The organism is Rhizobium mayense (assembly GCF_030272705.1).
Classification (GTDB): domain Bacteria; phylum Pseudomonadota; class Alphaproteobacteria; order Rhizobiales; family Rhizobiaceae; genus Rhizobium; species Rhizobium mayense.
In genome coordinates, this window is sequence record NZ_JARFYM010000033.1 from 53,016 (window position 1) to 69,199 (window position 16,184).

The following is a 16,184-nucleotide window of genomic DNA, read 5'->3' on the forward strand; positions in this document are numbered from 1 at the left end:
TGTCCGAATGTCTTCACGCATGGTCGTTTCTGACGACTATGCGCTGCAACACCGCCTGCCCAAAGAAAGAAACAGACGATGTCCGCGCCTAATGCTCTCTTTACCGAAACCCTGATGCTGCTCGGAGGCGCCGTCGTCACGGCACCAATTTTCAAGAAATTGGGGCTCGGCACCGTGCTCGGCTATCTCGCCGCCGGCGTCGTCATCGGCCCGATACTGCACAGCATCGGCGATGGCGAATCCGTGCTTGCCGTCGCCGAACTCGGTGTTGTTTTCCTGCTGTTCATTATCGGCCTGGAGCTGAAGCCGTCGCGGCTGTGGCAGATGCGACGCGACATTTTCGGTCTCGGCACGGCGCAGGTAATCTTGTGCGGACTGGCACTGACGCTCGCCGCCGATTTCGCAGGCATCGCCGGCTGGCGCGGCAGCATCATCGTTGGCTTTGGCCTGGCGCTGTCTTCGACAGCATTTGCCATGCAGATCCTGGAGCAGGACGGCGACGTCAATACGAAATACGGACAGCGTTCCTTCTCGATGCTGCTGTTGCAGGACCTGGCGATCGTACCGTTGCTCGCCCTGGTCACGGTTCTCGGCGGACCGACGCAGGCTTCCAACCCGATCTTGGACCTTGCCGTCGCCGTCGGCGCCGTCGCGGCGATGATCGTTGCCGGACGTTACCTGCTGACGCCGCTGTTCCAGGTCATCGCTCGGACCGGCGCACGTGAGGCGATGATCGCCGCCGCCCTGCTCGTCGTCATGGGATCGGCGACGTTGATGCAGCTTGCCGGCCTCTCCATGGCAATGGGGGCCTTCCTCTCCGGCGTGATGCTGGCGGAATCGTCCTATCGCCATGAGCTGGAGGCGGATATCGAGCCCTTCCGCGGCGTGCTTCTCGCCATATTCTTCATCGCCGTCGGCCTGTCGCTGAAGCTGGACGTTATTGTCGACAATTGGGTGCTGATCGTGCTCGCTGTGCCGGTGGTCATGGTCATCAAGGGCGTGATTATCTATGCGCTCTGCCGCGTGACCGGCTCCTCGCATAACGACGCTATCCGTATCGCCTTCCTGCTACCCCAAGGCGGTGAATTCGGATTCGTGCTGTTCAGCGCGGCTGCCATCAGCGGCGGGCTGTTCCCTGGAAGCACGGCATCACTGCTGATCGCGATCGTAACGCTCTCCATGGCGCTAACCCCGTTGGGTGTGGCACTTTCGAAACGTCTTCTGACCGGCGACGCGCATGAGGAGTTGGACGAGGATTTCGAGGGCGCGGGTTCCGACGTGCTGATGATCGGGTTCTCGCGTTTCGGCCAGATCGCCGCGCAGATCCTGCTTGCCGGCGGCCGCGACGTCACCGTCATCGACTTTTCCGCCGATCGTATCCGTCAGGCCTCCAACTTCGGCTTCCGCATCTATTTCGGCGACGGCACCCGCAAGGATGTGTTGCGCTCGGCCGGCATCGACCGCGCCAAGGTCGTCGTCGTCTGCACGCATCAGCGCGAAATCACCGACAAGATCGTCGAGCTGGTGCAGACGGACTATCCACACGCCCGCATTTTCGTCCGCTCCTACGACCGCGTTCACTCGATCGAACTGCGCAACAAGGGTGTCGATTATGAGTTGCGCGAAACCTTGGAATCTGGCCTGCTCTTCGGCCGCCGTACTTTGGAAGCCCTCGGCGTCGGCGAGACCGAAGCCTTCGAGATCGGCGAAGATATCCGCAAGCGCGACGAACAACGGCTGGTGCTGCAGACGAGCCAAGGGCTGCAGGCCGGCCGCGACATGCTCTATTCACGACCGGTCAAGCCGGAACCGCTGATCAAACCGAAGCGCAGCGCCGACGTTTTCAGCGACGACGACGATCTCTCTGCCTTGCCGGAAGAGGAACCGGAACGGGCTTAGTTCTTCGCGGTTATCACACGGTCGAGGGCAAATTTGAGCTCGTCCTTGACGCCTGCGGACATTGCGAGGATTTCGCGGGCCTTCAGGAAATCGAGCACGCCAGTGCGGCCGATGGACGGCCTCAAGAAGATTTGCGGCGCCAGCAGCCGCAGCTTCAGGGCGATGTTGGACTGCATCGTCAGTTGGCCGGCGCCGAACAGGCTCTCGATGCGGTTCGGAATATGGGCGCCGTCGCCTTCCGGTCCGCCGACGACGTCGATGCCGATGACGATATCGGCAAGCCCGGCCAGGTGCTCGTAGGGGACCGGATTCATGATGCCGCCGTCGATCATCACGCGTTCACCGACCTTGACCGGCATGAAGACGGCGGGGATGGCCGCGGAGGCCGCAAGCACCGGGAAAAGCTCGCCTTTTTCGGTGACGACTTCCGCCTGATCGTAGTAGTCCGTCGTTACGACCTTCAGCGGGATGTGCAGTTCGGAGAAATCCTGCGGAAAGGTTGAAGGCATGAAAGCGCGCAGGATGCGTTCGAGATTGAACTGGCCAATCCGGAAGCTGCGCATGTTCGCGGGCCTGAGGCTCCAGATCTTGTTCAGCACAGCCGGGCGGTTGCCGACCGTGGCGAGCGTGTAATCACGGATTTCCGCACCGCTCATGCCGGCTGCCATCGCTGCGCCCATGATCGAGCCGATGGAGGCGCCGGCGATCGCGACCGGGCGAATGCCAAGCTCGTCCAAGGCTTCGATGATGTGGATATGGGCAAGTCCACGCGCGCCGCCGCAACCGAAGGCGACCGCAACACTCGGCGTGCTGGATGTCGCGAGCGGATAATCGCTCCCAACAAAATCGGCATAGTCGCCCATATTTCTCTTCCTCCGCCGCTAGAGCCGGATGATTTCAGGTCGAATCGACCTGAAATCTGAATCCGTCTCTAAATCAAAAAGTTAGAGCGGGATGTCGCCCGAAAACCGCACACACTTTTCGGCATCCCGCTCTAGTCCTGCCGAGGTTGATAACGGAAGAAATGCATTTTGCTATCGCCGAAAGTCCGCTCTTCAAGGAAGAGAAAATCCGGCGCAACGGCAACGGTGACGTCGGCGCGCTCCTCGAGAATAGCCAAGGCTCCCGGCACAAGCCAGCCGCCGGCTGCGGCAGCCGCGAAGGCTTTCTCGCCCAAACCTTTGCCATAGGGCGGATCGGCGAAGAGAAAATCGAAGGGCTCCAGATTGCCGACGCTGCCGAGATCGGTGGCGTCGCGCCTCAGGATGCGCGTGCGGCCGTGCAGGCCGAGCGCGTCGATATTTTCCCAAAGCAGGCCACGGCCCTCGACGCTGCTTTCAACGAATAGAACATGACGGCAGCCGCGGGAGGCAGCCTCCAGGCCAACGGCGCCGGTGCCGGCAAAAACGTCCATCATCCGCGTGCCGTCGACGACCTCGGGATAGGCATGGCTCACGATATTGAACAGGCTCTCGCGCGTGCGGTCCGCCGTCGGACGAATGTCGTTCGACTTCGGCACCGCAAGCGACCGACCGCGAAACTCACCGCCGACGATCCGCACCGCGCATCAACCCCTTCCGCCCTTTGGGCCACCCCTGCCGGAACCGCCGCGATTTGGGCCACCGCGGCCAGGACCACCGGATGGGCGACCAGCTCCGCCGGGCTTGCCCGAGAAACCGCGTGCCCCACCGGGCTTTCCACCCGGCTTGCCGCCAAAGGACTTGCCACCCGGTTTCTTGCCGGCGGGCTTGCCCGCCGGGCGTTCGCCATAGGAACGCTCGCCTTGCGGACGGTCGCTGCGGGGGCGTTCGGAACGTTGCTCGCCATCGAAAGACCTGGCGCGCGGACGCTCATCTCCCTCAGCGCGCGGCCGCCGGTCGCCATACGGACGATCGCCACGGGGCTTGCTGCCGAAAGGCTTGTCACCGCGCGGCGGACGATCACCGAATGGGCGCTCGCCTCGGGGCCGCTCGGAGCGGGCTTCGCCCTGGAAGGATTTCGTACGGGGGCGGTCGCCGCCTTCAGTGCGCGAACCACGTTCGCCACGCGGACGATCGCTAAACGCTCGATCGCCGCGGGGACGATCGCTAAACGGTCGATCGCCGCGGGGACGGTCACCGAATGGACGATCCCCACGAGCGGGACGATCGCCCTGCGGCTGATCTCCACGGGGACGATCGCCAAATGGACGATCTCCTCGGGAGCGCTTGCGGTCGAAACCCTCGTCATCGCCGCGAGACTTGCGCGGCGTAACCTCGCTCGAGCGAATCCACTCGCCGTCCGCCTCGTCGACGCGATTGACGCGAACGCGCGGGCCTTCATCCGGGCGGTCGAAGCCGCTGCGCTGCGGGCGCTCGGTCTCGCCGCGCTTGGCAGCAGTCCTCGCATTCTTGGCAGCCTTCAGCGCAGCCTTTTCGCCGAGCGGCCGGGCACCGGGCGCCATCCAAACGTTGGCGCTGCGGCGCGGGCCGAGGGGCTGTCGCTTCGGACGGTCGTCTTCTCCGTGGCGAGCACTTTCCCGACGGTCGTCCGCGCGGCGGCCGCCTTCGCGATGATCATCGCGCTTGGTGTCGAGGCGGCTCAGAGCCCGCTCGCGCTTATCCTCGGGCCGCTCGCGCCGCGGGCGCTCCTCTTTCGCGGCACGTGCCGGCTTGGCGTCGATCTCATCGTCGGCGGCAGCGGCCGAGGTATTGTAAAGCGGCGCGTCGAAATTCGCCTTTGCGTCTTCGACCAGACGGGGGCCGAGCTGATCACGCAGCGTGCGGCCGCGCACTTCCAGCACCCGGCCCTCCGGCAGCTCGCCGAGCTGGAACGGGCCGTAGGATATACGGATCAGGCGGTTGACCTCGAGGCCGAGGGCGCCGAGCACATTCTTGATTTCGCGGTTCTTGCCTTCACGCAGACCCATGGTAATCCAAACGTTGGACCCTTGCGTGCGGTCGAGCGTCGCCTCGATGGAGCCATAGAGCACACCATCGACGGCAATGCCTTCCTTCAGCTTGTCCAAGGCCTCTTGATCGATCTCGCCATGGGCGCGGACGCGATAGCGGCGCAGCCAGCCGGTGGTCGGCAGTTCCAGAACACGGGCAAGGCCGCCGTCATTGGTGAGCAGAAGCAGGCCTTCGGTGTTGATGTCGAGACGGCCGATCGACATCACTCGCGGCAGCTCTTCCGGCAGATTGTCGAAGACGGTCGGACGTCCTTCCGGATCGGCATTGGTGGTCACCAAGCCCGCCGGCTTGTGATAAAGCCACAGACGCGTGCGCTCGATACCGCGGATCGGCACGCCGTCCACTTCGATCTTGTCGGTCAAAGTCACATTGACGACTGGCGTATCCAGCAGCACGCCGTTCAGCTTTACGCGGCCGTCCATGATCATGCGTTCGATGTCGCGGCGCGACGCTACGCCCGCGCGCGCCATCACCTTGGAAATGCGCTCGGCCTTTCCATCTCCGCCTTCTGTCTCTGCCGTCGCCTTGGCGGACGCAGCCTTCATCGGCTTGGCGTCGTCGCGTGTCTTCGCCGGCTTCGTCTTGACGTCGCGGGTAAAGGGTTTGGACCCAGGCCGCTTGGGCTTGTCATTCATTGTCATTTGTTGTTTGCCTGAATTTTTAAGGCGTGTTCCTATCAGGTCACGCCCCCGCGGTTAAGTGGAAAATCTTAAATGGTGCAGACAAATCACTTCATGGAGCTGGCGCTCGCCGAAGCGCAGACCGCCAAAGCGCGTGGTGAAGTACCTATCGGAGCCGTCCTCGTGCTCGACAACACCGTCATCGCCAAGGCCGGCAACTGCACCCGTGAACTCAACGATGTCACCGCGCATGCCGAAATCACTGTAATCCGCATGGCATGCGAGGCGCTCGGCCAAGAGCGGCTGGCGGGCGCCGATCTCTATGTGACGCTGGAGCCATGCACCATGTGCGCCGCCGCCATCTCGTTTGCCCGCATCCGCCGCCTCTACTACGGCGCTGAAGATCCAAAAGGCGGCGGCGTGGATAATGGCGTGCGCTTCTATCGCCAGCCGACCTGCCATCACGCGCCGGAGGTCTATTCGGGCATGGCCGAACAGGATGCGGCTGACATTCTCAGGGAATTCTTCCTGCAAAAGCGCATGGAAGACTAAAAAGCGGCGGATTTGACCGCCGCTTCCGCTAGAAAAGGCTTATTGGAAAGGCTTCCACCAGCTGCTGTTGCTGGACTGCTGCGCAGCCTCGGCGTCCTTCTTCCGCTGCTTTTCCTTCTTGCTTTCGGGCGTGCCGAGATCGTTCAGCGCAGCCTGGTCGGAGACTTGGCGGTATTGCTGCGGCGGATCGATCAGGTAACGGCGCTGATCGATATAGGTGCCGGCCTGATCCTGGCGTGCGGCGCGATAGGCGGCCGTCTGCTGCGCCTCGGTCACGCGATTGCGGCCACTATCCGCCTGGGCGAGCGGCGAGCGATAATTGACATCGTTCTTGTTCTGATCGGCTTCGTCGGCCAGGCGCTTACGCGCTTCTTCCGGTGATTCCACCCAGGCCGGATTATCCTTGCTTGCCAGCGATTGTTGCGGCGAGGTCAGGTCCTGCCTGTTCTGATCAGCGGGAAGAACCAGGCCGGGCCGGTTCGGATACTTTACACCCTTGTCCTTCGGCGTCGCGGCCGAAACGGAAGCGATGTCGCTGAGATCGTCGAAGAGCTGTTCGCCGGCGGTCTTGTCCGTACCGTAGCGCGGGCTGCTCATGCAGCCGGCCATCAGACCGCAGCCAACCACGAGTGCCGTCAAGCTGACGCCGACACGAAACCTATGCATCGCTCTCATGAATACCCTTCCCAGCCATGCCGGTACAACTATCGCAGAACCCCAATCCATGCCAACTGCCGCAAAAATCGGGCCATTTTCAGGCAGCTTTTACCGGATGAATGCCGCAAAGGCAATTCATCCGGTAATTTTCTTCAGTTGACAGCCATCAACTCGTGCAAGGCTGCCGCATCGCGCGCCGATACGTCGGGATATTCCGGATCGGAGCCGACGTCGGTGGTGATGCGCCAGGAGCGCGCGCACTTGCGGCCTTCTGCCGGCTTCGGCACGACACTCACCTTGGCGGCGTCGTCCTGACGGAAGGCATCGGCTGGGCCTTCGCCACCACGAATGGTGATGTCGGAGGTGATGCAGATTTCCGAGAAATCCTGGCCTTCCAACACCTTCAGCAGCTCCGGATCGGCGATATAGACCACCGGCGCGGCTTCCAGCGAGGAGCCGATACGCTTGTCCTTGCGCTCGATTTCGAGCGCGCCGGTGACGACGCTACGCACGGCGCGGATCCTCTTCCATTTCTCGGCCAGGGTCTCGTTCTTCCATTCCGCGGGCACGGCGGGAAACTGTTCGAGATGGACGGAGACCGCCGAAGGGTTGCGCGACAGCCAGGCTTCTTCCGTCGTGAACGGCAGCATCGGCGCCAGCCAGGTCACCATACAATCGAAGATCGTGCGGATGACGGCGAGCGACGAGCGGCGGCGCAGGCTCGACGGCGCATCGCAATAGAGCGCGTCCTTGCGGACATCGAAATAGAAGGCCGAAAGCTCGACATTGGCGAAATCGATGAGGGCGCGGGCAATGCGCTTGAAATCGAAGGCATCGTAGCTTTCGCGAACGAGCTCGTCGAGTTCGGCGAGGCGATGCAGCATCAGCTGCTCCAGCTCCGGCATGTCGGCATGGGCGATCACTTCGCCCTTGTCATGCGCCAGGGTGCCGAGCATCCAGCGGATCGTGTTGCGCAGCTTGCGATAGGCATCGACATTGGTCTGGATGATGGCCTTGCCAAGGCGCTGGTCTTCCCAATAGTCCGTGGTCATGACCCAGAGGCGCAGGATATCGGCGCCGGCATCCTTCATGACGTCCTGAGGTGCAACGACGTTGCCCTTGGACTTCGACATCTTCTCGCCCTTCTCATCCATGGTGAAGCCATGGGTGATGACGGCATTATATGGCGCACGACCGCGCGTCGCCGCACTTTCGAGCAGCGACGAGTGGAACCAGCCGCGGTGCTGGTCCGAGCCTTCGAGATAGACGTCCGCCGGCCACTTCAGGTCCGGACGGTCTTCCAGCGTGAAGGTGTGGGTCGAGCCCGAATCGAACCAGACATCGAGGATGTCCATGATCTGCGTCCACGGCTCATTGGCCTTTTCGCCAAGGAAGCGCTCACGCGCGCCTTCGGCGAACCAGGCATCGGCACCTTCCTTCTCGAAGGCTTCGAGAATGCGGGCGTTGACGCCATCGTCCTGCAGGATCTGGCCCTCTTCATCGACGAAGATGCAGATCGGCACGCCCCAGGCGCGCTGGCGCGACAGAACCCAGTCCGGGCGCTGTTCAATCATGGCGCGCAAGCGGTTCTGACCGGCTGCGGGCACAAAACGCGTATCGTCGATCGCCTTCAAGGCGCGCGAGCGCAGCGTCGTGCCATCCGCGAAGTCCTTGTCCATGTAGACGAACCATTGCGGCGTGTTGCGGAAGATCACCGGCTTCTTCGAGCGCCAGGAATGCGGATAGGAATGCTTCAGCCGTCCACGGGCGAAGAGCGTGTTCGTCTCGATCAGGGCCTTGGTGACGATCTCGTTGGCATTGCCCTTCTTGCCATTGTCGTCCATGACACGGCCGCCCTCGAAGCCGGGGGCATCGGCGGTGTAGAAGCCGGCGTCATCGACCGGGAACGGGATGCGGGTAGAGATCCCACGCGCTTCAAGCTGGCGGGCATGGGTCGTCCAGGCGTCAAAGTCCTCGCGGCCGTGGCTGGGCGCGGTGTGCACGAAACCGGTACCGGCATCGTCGGTCACGTGATCGCCGTCCAGCAACGGGACCTTGAAGTCGTAGCCGAGCGACGCCAGCGGATGCGCGCAGGTGAGTGCTGTCAGATCGTCGGCGGTCACGTCGCGCAGGCGCTTGTACTGCAGCTTCGCCTTGGCAAAGGACTCCTCCGCAAGCTTATCGGCAAAGATCAGCTTTTCGCCCGGACGCGGGCCGAAATCATTGGCGGCTTCCGTCACTTCGAAAAGGCCGTAGGAAACCCGCGACGAATAGGAGATCGCCCGGTTGCCGGGGATCGTCCAGGGCGTCGTGGTCCAGATGACGACGAAGGCACCGGCGAGCGCGGCCGGACCTTCGGCGACGGGGAACTTCACCCAGATCGTGTCGCTCTCGACATCGGCATATTCGACTTCGGCTTCCGCCAGCGCCGTGCGCTCGACAACCGACCACATGATCGGCTTGGAGCCGCGATAGAGCTGGCCGCTGCGGGCGATCTTCAGGAGTTCGCCGGCGATGCGGGACTCCGCGTGGAAGTTCATCGTCAGATAGGGATTGTCGAAATCGCCCGCGATGCCGAGGCGCTTGAACTCCTCGGACTGGATCTTGATCCAGCCGGCAGCAAAGTCACGGCATTCCTGGCGGAATTCGTTGACCGGCACCTCGTCCTTGTTCTTGCCCTTCTCGCGGTATTTTTCTTCGATCTTCCATTCGATCGGCAAACCGTGGCAGTCCCAACCCGGAACATAATTGCTGTCATAGCCGCGCATCTGGAACGAGCGGGTGATGACGTCCTTCAGGATCTTGTTCAGCGCGTGGCCGATGTGGATGTTGCCGTTGGCATAGGGCGGGCCGTCATGCAGCACGAATTTTTCGCGGCCGGCGGCGGAAGCGCGGAGTTTCTTATAGAGGTCCATCTCCTGCCAGCGCCTGACCAGCTCCGGCTCCTTCTGCGGCAGGCCAGCGCGCATCGGAAAGTCGGTCTCGGGCAGGTAAAGGGTCTTCGAATAGTCGATCTTTTCAGCGGTATCGGTCATTGTTCTGACAATTGCCTCGGCGTCTCGGGCGTTTTGCGCCGGAAAGGCGCAGCCATATAGGGATTTTTCGGCGGCGGAAAGCGCCTCGGGAACAGGCGCCAAAAACCCGGACCTTCCGGCAGCTTAAAGCGCGCGGAAGGCCGGGCCAATAATTCGTATCGATGGGCTCAGCCGAAATTGGGTCATAGTTGGCGGTTCATAGGCGCTTTTTGCATGGAAAGGAAGAGGGATCAGCCGCTGCAAGGCATAGAAAAGCCGCGGACGTTTCCGCCAGCGGCCGATCGAAGGCGGTCTAGTCAGGCCTGCGCCGTCGCTCGTGCCGGCGTGACGGCGTTCACGATCACGGCGGCGACGATATTGGCGATCAGCGCCAGCAAGCCGATGTAGACCGTAAACGGCGCTCCACCAAGGCTGATTGCCTGCAGCGGCTTTAGCCCATTGATCCAGACGAGGTAGGTACCGCCAAAGAAGCCAACGAACCAACCGACGAGCAGGGCAGGCCCACGGAACCAGTTGGAATAGAGGCCGAAGACCAATGCTGGCAGCGTCTGCATGATCCAGATGCCGCCCAGCAATTGAAGATCGAGCGCGAACTGCGTCGGCAGGAACAGGATGACGAGCAGCGCGCCGATCTTGACGATGAGCGACGTCACCTTGGCCACTTTGGCCTCGCCCGCTTCGCTGACCTCAGGGTTGATATAGGCTCTCCAGAAATTGCGGGTGAAGAGATTGGCCGCGCCGATGCTCATCACCGCCGCAGGTACCAGCGCGCCGATCGCAATCGCCGCGAAGGCGAAACCGGCGAACCAGCCCGAGAACAGTGTCTTGAACAGGGCCGGCACGACATCATTGGGGCTATCGAGTTTCAGGCCGGCCGCATGGCCCATATAGCCGAGCAGCGCCAGCAGGCCGAGCAGTAGCGTATAGGCCGGCAGCAATGCAGCATTCTTGCGAATGGTCCTGCCGCTGTTCGACGCGAAGATACCAGTCAAAGTATGCGGATACATGAAGGCGGCGAGTGCCGAGCCCAACGCCAGCGTCGCATAGGCGACGTATTGGTTGCCGGCCAGCAACAGACCGCCGGACCCCTTCGCCTGGAATGCAGCATCGGCCGAGGCGAACACATTGGCGTAACCGCCGAGCTTTGCGGGGATGAGCGCGACAGCGGCAATCACCACGATATAGATCATGACGTCCTTGACGAAGGCGATCAACGCCGGCGCGCGAAGGCCCGCCGAATAGGTATAGAGCGCCAGGATGATGAAGGAGGCGGCGAGAGGGATCTCGCCTTGCAGTCCCAGTGCCTTGAAGACTGCCGTCATGCCGACAAGCTGCAGCGCGATGTACGGCATGGTCGCGATGACGCCGGTGATCGCTACGGCCAATTCGAGAGCCCGCGAACCGTATTGGCCGTGCACGACATCGCCCGCCGTCACGTAACCATTGTCCTTTGCGCGCTTCCAGAGAAGCGGCATGACCATAAAGACGAAGGGATAGACGATGATCGTATAGGGCAGAGCAAAGAAGCCATATGCGCCGACCGTGTAGACCAGGGCAGGAACGGCAATCACCGTATAGGCGGTGTAGAAGTCGCCACCAACGAGGAACCAGGTAATCCAGGTGCCGAAGCTACGTCCGCCCAGGCCCCATTCGTCGATACGGGCAAGGGTCTTCGGCCTGCGCCAGCGCGCGGCGACAAAACCCATGACGGTGACGAGCACGAAAAAGAAGATGAAGACGGCAAGCGCGGCAGGGTCGGTCTCAGTCGTCATGGCGCATGCTCCGATAGGCGATCCAGGTCAGGAAAGCGGTGATCGGCACCCAGGCGAGCTGATACCAATAAAAGAAGGGAAAGCCCAGAAGGACCGGGTCATGATGGTTGTAGAAGGGGACCCAGAGCAAGCCGATATAGGGAATGACGAGCAGCCAGCAGGCCGCCGTTCCAAAGCCTTTATCCATTTCGTGCGCCTTTCGGAGATTGGGCGCGGCGAATCCGCACCTCATCACCTATAAGAACTAGCTCATCTGGTAGTCGGCTCAAGGCAAAAAAGATGCTGCAGTGCGGCACGTCCTCTCCGCACAACTCCTTGAGCAGCATCAAGAAAAGGCGATGAACAGGTCGATATCCCCTAGTGGCCGTACGCCTGTGAGCAGCGCCCTCGCCTCCTCCTCATCCTTTCTGATCTGCGCCACCAACGGGTCGAGACCGTCGAACTTCAATTCGGGCCGGAGGTAGCCGAAAAAGGAGACGGAGCAGATCTGACCGTAGAGGTCGCCGCTGAAGTCGAAAACGAAGGTTTCGAGCAGCGGCGCGCCGTTGTCTGTCACTGTCGGGCGCCGGCCATAGCTGGCGACGGCATCGCGAATGACGCCATCGACGGTACGGAACCGCACAGCGTAGATACCGGCCCTCAGCTCGGTTTCCGGCGGCAGCTGCATGTTGGCGGTCGGGAAACCGAGCGAGCGGCCGAGTTTTTCACCACCGATCACTTCCGCCTCGACGGTGTAGCGATAGCCGAGCAGACCGGCGGCCTCCGCCACCTCGCCTTGCACCAGCAGTTCCCGGATGCGGCTCGACGAGACCACTTCGGCATTCTCGTCGCGATAGGCATCGATCAAGGTTACGCCGAAACCATTCTTGCTGCCGGCATTCATCAGGAAAGCCGGACCGCCCTGGCGGTCATGGCCGAAATGGAAATCGAAGCCGGTGACGACTTCGGAAGCATGCAGCCAGTCGATCAGTATGGAGTGGACGAATTCATCGGCGGAACGCTGCGAAAAGGCCCGATCGAAGGGATATTCGATAACGGCGTTGAAGCCGATCACTTCCAGGATACGCGCCTTCAACGGCGCCGGCGTCAGTCGGAAAACCGGGTGATCAGGCCTGAAGACGGTCCGCGGATGCGGCTCGAAGGTCAGTACGAGCGCCGGTATACCGCGCTCCCTGGCAATCTCCAGCGCGCGATCGAGCACGGATTGATGGCCGCGATGCACGCCGTCGAAATTACCGATGGCGATGACGCCGCCTTTCAGATTGTCCGGCAGCGGCTCGCGGGTCTCATTGCGATGGAAAACGGTCATCGGCTACCACTCTCGTCAGACAAGGCGCGGCATCCACCACTTCGGCGACGCCTGTTCGCGTGCCAGAAAGGCGCCAAGCGCTGCCTCATCGGTGTGACCCTCTACGACATATTCGCGGGCATGGATACCATGGCTGATATAAAGAAGATCGAGACCGTAATCGAGCGCGCCACGCACATCGGTCGGCATGCCGTCCCCGATGGCGACAACGCGCGACAGAGGGAATTCGCCGCGCACGTCGCGGGCGGCGGCGATCGAGGCGTCGTAGATCGGCTGATGCGGCTTGCCGGCAATCCGCGTCTCGCCACCGAGCCGATCGTAATAAGCGGCCATGGCGCCGGCGCAGGGGATCATGCGGTGGCCACGCTCGACGACGAGATCGGGATTGGCGCAAATCAGCGGCACCTTGCGGGCCGACCAGGCTGTCAGCATGTCGGTGTAATCATCGGGCGTTTCGGTCTCGTCATCGAAGAAGCCGGTACAGACGATGCTCTCGGCCTCTTCGGCCTCAACACGCTCGACATCCAACCCCTCAATGATGGCGATGTCGCGTTCGGGACCGAGCAGAAACACCTTCTTCGGGCCTTCGGCTATCAGACGGCGGGTGACGTCGCCAGAGGTGACGATGCGGTCATAAGCGCTGTCGGGAACGCCGATCTGGCGCAATTGCTCGACCACTTTCGGTGCGATGCGGGGAGAATTGGTGATGAGGACGACGGTCAGTCCTTGGCCGCGTGCGGCTTCGAGCGCGATCGACGCTTCCTTATAGGCGGAGACGCCGTTGTGCAGGACGCCCCAGACATCGCAGAGCGCGACATCATAATGTCCGCCGATCTCGCGAAAGCTTTCGATACGCTTGCCCATGCCATCCTCGCATTCAAAGAAATCAGCGGGTGACATCGCAAACCGGCCGGCAAATTACAAGAGCGTGGCCAAAGGTTTTTGCGCCGCACAAGGCACAGGCAAAAGGCCGAGGCTGAACAGGGCGAACGGCAAAATCGGAGGCAAAATTAATGCTGGTTTCAGCGGCACTATAGGAGTTACTCACCGTAGCGGCACGATCGGCGCTGTTAATCATCCTCGAAACAAGCCCGACATGCCGTAAAAATTTCACGATGTCGTTCTTGACTCGTTTGACGCCCAATCCTAAATCACCGTCCGCTAGCACTCGCCAATGCAGAGTGCTAACAAGCCCCATACGGATCCCCGTTGATCCGTGAATGTCATTTGATCGAGGGATTAGACAATGGCAAGCACCAATTTCCGCCCCCTTCATGACCGTGTCGTCGTTCGTCGCGTCGAGTCGGAAGAAAAGACCAAGGGTGGCATCATCATTCCCGACACCGCCAAGGAAAAGCCGCAGGAAGGCGAAATCGTCGCCGTCGGCTCTGGCGCCCGCGATGAATCCGGCAAGGTCGTAGCACTCGACGTCAAGGTTGGCGATCGCGTTCTGTTCGGCAAGTGGTCCGGCACCGAAGTCAAGCTCAACGGCGAAGACCTTCTGATCATGAAGGAAGCCGACATCATGGGCATCATCGGCTAATCCAGCCGGTTTCCCCTTTTCCGATAAAGCTGACGGGCCATAAACCCGGACAACGCGAATTCAGGAGTTTCAAACATGGCAGCTAAAGAAGTAAAATTCGGCCGCGGCGCTCGCGAAAAGATGCTTCGTGGCGTCGACATCCTCGCCGACGCAGTGAAGGTGACGCTCGGCCCGAAGGGTCGTAACGTCGTCATCGACAAGTCCTTCGGCGCTCCGCGCATCACCAAGGACGGCGTTACCGTCGCCAAGGAAATCGAACTCGAAGACAAGTTCGAAAACATGGGCGCACAGATGGTCCGCGAAGTTGCTTCGAAGACCAACGACATCGCTGGCGACGGCACCACGACTGCAACCGTTCTCGCCCAGGCCATCGTTCGCGAAGGCGCCAAGGCAGTTGCTGCCGGCATGAACCCGATGGACCTGAAGCGCGGCATCGACCTCGCTGTTGCCGAAGTCGTCAAGGATCTCCAGGCCAAGGCCAAGAAGATCAACACTTCGGAAGAAGTTGCCCAGGTCGGCACGATTTCCGCAAACGGCGAAAAGCAGATCGGTCTCGATATTGCTGAAGCCATGCAGAAGGTCGGCAACGAAGGCGTCATCACGGTTGAAGAAGCCAAGACCGCCGAAACCGAACTCGAAGTCGTCGAAGGCATGCAGTTCGACCGTGGCTACCCGAGAAGAAGCTCTCCAACCTGCAGGCCATGCTGCCGGTTCTCGAAGCCGTCGTTCAGACTGGCAAGCCGCTCCTCATCATCGCTGAAGACGTCGAAGGCGAAGCTCTCGCAACGCTCGTCGTCAACAAGCTGCGCGGTGGTCTGAAGATTGCTGCCGTCAAGGCTCCGGGCTTCGGCGATCGCCGCAAGGCCATGCTGGAAGACATCGCCATCCTGACGGGCGGCACTGTCATCTCCGAAGACCTCGGCATCAAGCTCGAGTCCGTTACCCTCGACATGCTCGGCCGTTCCAAGAAGGTTTCGATCTCCAAGGAAAATACCACGATCGTCGATGGCGCTGGCGCCAAGTCCGACATCGAAGGCCGCGTAGCTCAGATCAAGGCTCAGATCGAAGAAACCTCTTCCGATTATGACCGCGAAAAGCTGCAGGAACGCCTTGCCAAGCTCGCTGGCGGCGTTGCCGTCATCCGCGTTGGCGGCTCGACCGAAGTCGAAGTCAAGGAAAAGAAGGACCGCATCGACGACGCTCTCAACGCGACGCGCGCTGCCGTTCAGGAAGGCATCGTACCGGGCGGCGGCACGGCTCTGCTGCGTTCCTCCGTCAAGATCACCGCAAAGGGTGAAAACGACGACCAGGAAGCCGGCATCAACATTATCCGTCGCGCTCTGCAGGCTCCTTGCCGCCAGATCGCTGAAAACGCTGGTGATGAAGCCTCCATCGTTGTCGGCAAGATCCTCGACAAGAACGAAGACAACTGGGGCTACAATGCTCAGACGGGCGTCTATGGCGACATGATCTCCATGGGCATCGTCGACCCGGTCAAGGTTGTTCGCACCGCCCTGCAGGACGCAGCTTCGGTTGCTTCGCTGCTGATCACGACCGAAGCCATGATCGCCGAGCTGCCGAAGAAGGACGCTCCGGCTGGCATGCCGGGCGGCATGGGCGGCATGGGTGGTATGGACATGATGTGATAAGGCGTCTGCCTTATTACGACTGTTCAATCCGACATCCGGAATTGACGAAGGGCGGCCCTTGGGCCGCCCTTTTCGTTTTGCGCTGTATCGCTGCAGTGCAAGGTTTAAAAGATTTTGCAACGGTGCAATTTTAAGCAAATTGCCCCATTGCCGTTTTCAGAAAAGCTCCTATAAATCGCAGCGCAATGATTTTCGAG

General features: G+C 61.3%; 12 protein-coding genes and 1 pseudogene. 4 read left to right on the forward strand and 9 right to left on the reverse strand.

Translation table 11 applies throughout. The features are described 5' to 3' along the window. The first annotated feature begins 78 nt into the window (after positions 1-78). Positions 79-1,899 (forward strand): monovalent cation:proton antiporter-2 (CPA2) family protein, encoded by a 1,821-nt coding sequence (locus PY649_RS28045; protein ID WP_285872167.1) that lies wholly within the window; start codon positions 79-81, stop codon positions 1,897-1,899. Here PY649_RS28045 and PY649_RS28050 read toward each other — a convergent pair. From PY649_RS28050 to PY649_RS28060, 3 genes are all read right to left on the reverse strand, one after another. Next, entirely contained in the window at positions 1,896-2,762 is an 867-nt protein-coding gene (locus PY649_RS28050; RefSeq protein ID WP_285872168.1) for a patatin-like phospholipase family protein, read from the reverse strand. The two genes, PY649_RS28045 and PY649_RS28050, sit on opposite strands and share 4 nt — an antisense overlap. 131 nt (positions 2,763-2,893) lie before the next feature. Beyond that, positions 2,894-3,460, reverse strand: coding sequence for a 16S rRNA (guanine(966)-N(2))-methyltransferase RsmD (gene rsmD, locus PY649_RS28055; RefSeq protein WP_285872169.1), 567 nt, complete (start codon positions 3,458-3,460; stop codon positions 2,894-2,896). 6 nt (positions 3,461-3,466) lie between these two features. Continuing rightward, on the reverse strand, positions 3,467-5,491 hold the full coding sequence (locus PY649_RS28060) for a pseudouridine synthase (protein WP_285872170.1): 2,025 nt from the start codon (positions 5,489-5,491) through the stop codon (positions 3,467-3,469). Between the two features lie 72 nt (positions 5,492-5,563). Here PY649_RS28060 and PY649_RS28065 point away from each other — a divergent pair, with 72 nt between their 5' ends. Further along, the gene (locus PY649_RS28065; protein ID WP_285872171.1) at positions 5,564-6,022 is read left to right on the forward strand and encodes a nucleoside deaminase; all 459 of its coding nucleotides are present in this window, start codon (positions 5,564-5,566) and stop codon (positions 6,020-6,022) included. Positions 6,023-6,061: 39 nt separating this feature from the next. On the opposite strand, the gene PY649_RS28070 is transcribed toward PY649_RS28065, so the two are convergent. The 6 genes from PY649_RS28070 to PY649_RS28095 all read right to left on the reverse strand — a co-directional run bounded on the left by PY649_RS28070 (position 6,062) and on the right by PY649_RS28095 (position 13,659). Beyond that, positions 6,062-6,697, reverse strand: coding sequence for a hypothetical protein (locus PY649_RS28070; protein WP_285872172.1), 636 nt, complete (start codon positions 6,695-6,697; stop codon positions 6,062-6,064). A gap of 134 nt (positions 6,698-6,831) precedes the next feature. Then, the gene (gene ileS / locus PY649_RS28075) at positions 6,832-9,714 is read right to left on the reverse strand and encodes an isoleucine--tRNA ligase (RefSeq protein WP_285872173.1); all 2,883 of its coding nucleotides are present in this window, start codon (positions 9,712-9,714) and stop codon (positions 6,832-6,834) included. 296 nt (positions 9,715-10,010) lie between these two features. Then, the gene (mctP, locus tag PY649_RS28080) at positions 10,011-11,486 is read right to left on the reverse strand and encodes a monocarboxylate uptake permease MctP (protein WP_285872174.1); all 1,476 of its coding nucleotides are present in this window, start codon (positions 11,484-11,486) and stop codon (positions 10,011-10,013) included. After that, positions 11,476-11,673, reverse strand: coding sequence for a DUF3311 domain-containing protein (locus PY649_RS28085; RefSeq protein WP_285872175.1), 198 nt, complete (start codon positions 11,671-11,673; stop codon positions 11,476-11,478). The genes mctP and PY649_RS28085 overlap by 11 nt, the downstream gene beginning before the upstream one ends. Before the next feature lie 138 nt (positions 11,674-11,811). Continuing rightward, complete coding sequence (locus PY649_RS28090) at positions 11,812-12,795, reverse strand: bifunctional riboflavin kinase/FAD synthetase (protein ID WP_285872176.1); 984 nt, start codon at positions 12,793-12,795, stop codon at positions 11,812-11,814. A 15-nt stretch (positions 12,796-12,810) separates the two neighbouring features. Beyond that, complete coding sequence (locus PY649_RS28095) at positions 12,811-13,659, reverse strand: TIGR01459 family HAD-type hydrolase (RefSeq protein WP_285872177.1); 849 nt, start codon at positions 13,657-13,659, stop codon at positions 12,811-12,813. A 382-nt stretch (positions 13,660-14,041) separates the two neighbouring features. Here PY649_RS28095 and groES point away from each other — a divergent pair, with 382 nt between their 5' ends. Together groES and groL are read left to right on the forward strand one after the other, a co-directional pair. Then, a complete protein-coding gene (groES, locus tag PY649_RS28100; RefSeq protein ID WP_004109735.1) occupies positions 14,042-14,338 on the forward strand; it encodes a co-chaperone GroES in 297 nt (98 codons plus the stop codon). Positions 14,339-14,413: 75 nt separating this feature from the next. Next, a pseudogene (gene groL, locus PY649_RS28105) lies at positions 14,414-15,984 on the forward strand (chaperonin GroEL). Positions 15,985-16,184: the final 200 nt, after the last annotated feature.

Excerpts from the sequence above, each read along its gene's own strand:
- PY649_RS28090 (WP_285872176.1), bottom strand. The coding sequence starts at position 12,795 with ATGACCGTTTTCCATCGCAATGAGACCCGCGAGCCGCTGCCGGACAAT.
- PY649_RS28050 (WP_285872168.1), bottom strand. The coding sequence starts at position 2,762 with ATGGGCGACTATGCCGATTTTGTTGGGAGCGATTATCCGCTCGCGACA.
- ileS (WP_285872173.1), bottom strand. The coding sequence starts at position 9,714 with ATGACCGATACCGCTGAAAAGATCGACTATTCGAAGACCCTTTACCTG.
- PY649_RS28060 (WP_285872170.1), bottom strand. The coding sequence starts at position 5,491 with ATGACAATGAATGACAAGCCCAAGCGGCCTGGGTCCAAACCCTTTACC.
- PY649_RS28085 (WP_285872175.1), bottom strand. The coding sequence starts at position 11,673 with ATGGATAAAGGCTTTGGAACGGCGGCCTGCTGGCTGCTCGTCATTCCC.
- PY649_RS28095 (WP_285872177.1), bottom strand. The coding sequence starts at position 13,659 with ATGGGCAAGCGTATCGAAAGCTTTCGCGAGATCGGCGGACATTATGAT.
- mctP (WP_285872174.1), bottom strand. The coding sequence starts at position 11,486 with ATGACGACTGAGACCGACCCTGCCGCGCTTGCCGTCTTCATCTTCTTT.
- groES (WP_004109735.1), top strand. The coding sequence starts at position 14,042 with ATGGCAAGCACCAATTTCCGCCCCCTTCATGACCGTGTCGTCGTTCGT.
- PY649_RS28070 (WP_285872172.1), bottom strand. The coding sequence starts at position 6,697 with ATGAGAGCGATGCATAGGTTTCGTGTCGGCGTCAGCTTGACGGCACTC.
- PY649_RS28065 (WP_285872171.1), top strand. The coding sequence starts at position 5,564 with ATGGTGCAGACAAATCACTTCATGGAGCTGGCGCTCGCCGAAGCGCAG.
- PY649_RS28045 (WP_285872167.1), top strand. The coding sequence starts at position 79 with ATGTCCGCGCCTAATGCTCTCTTTACCGAAACCCTGATGCTGCTCGGA.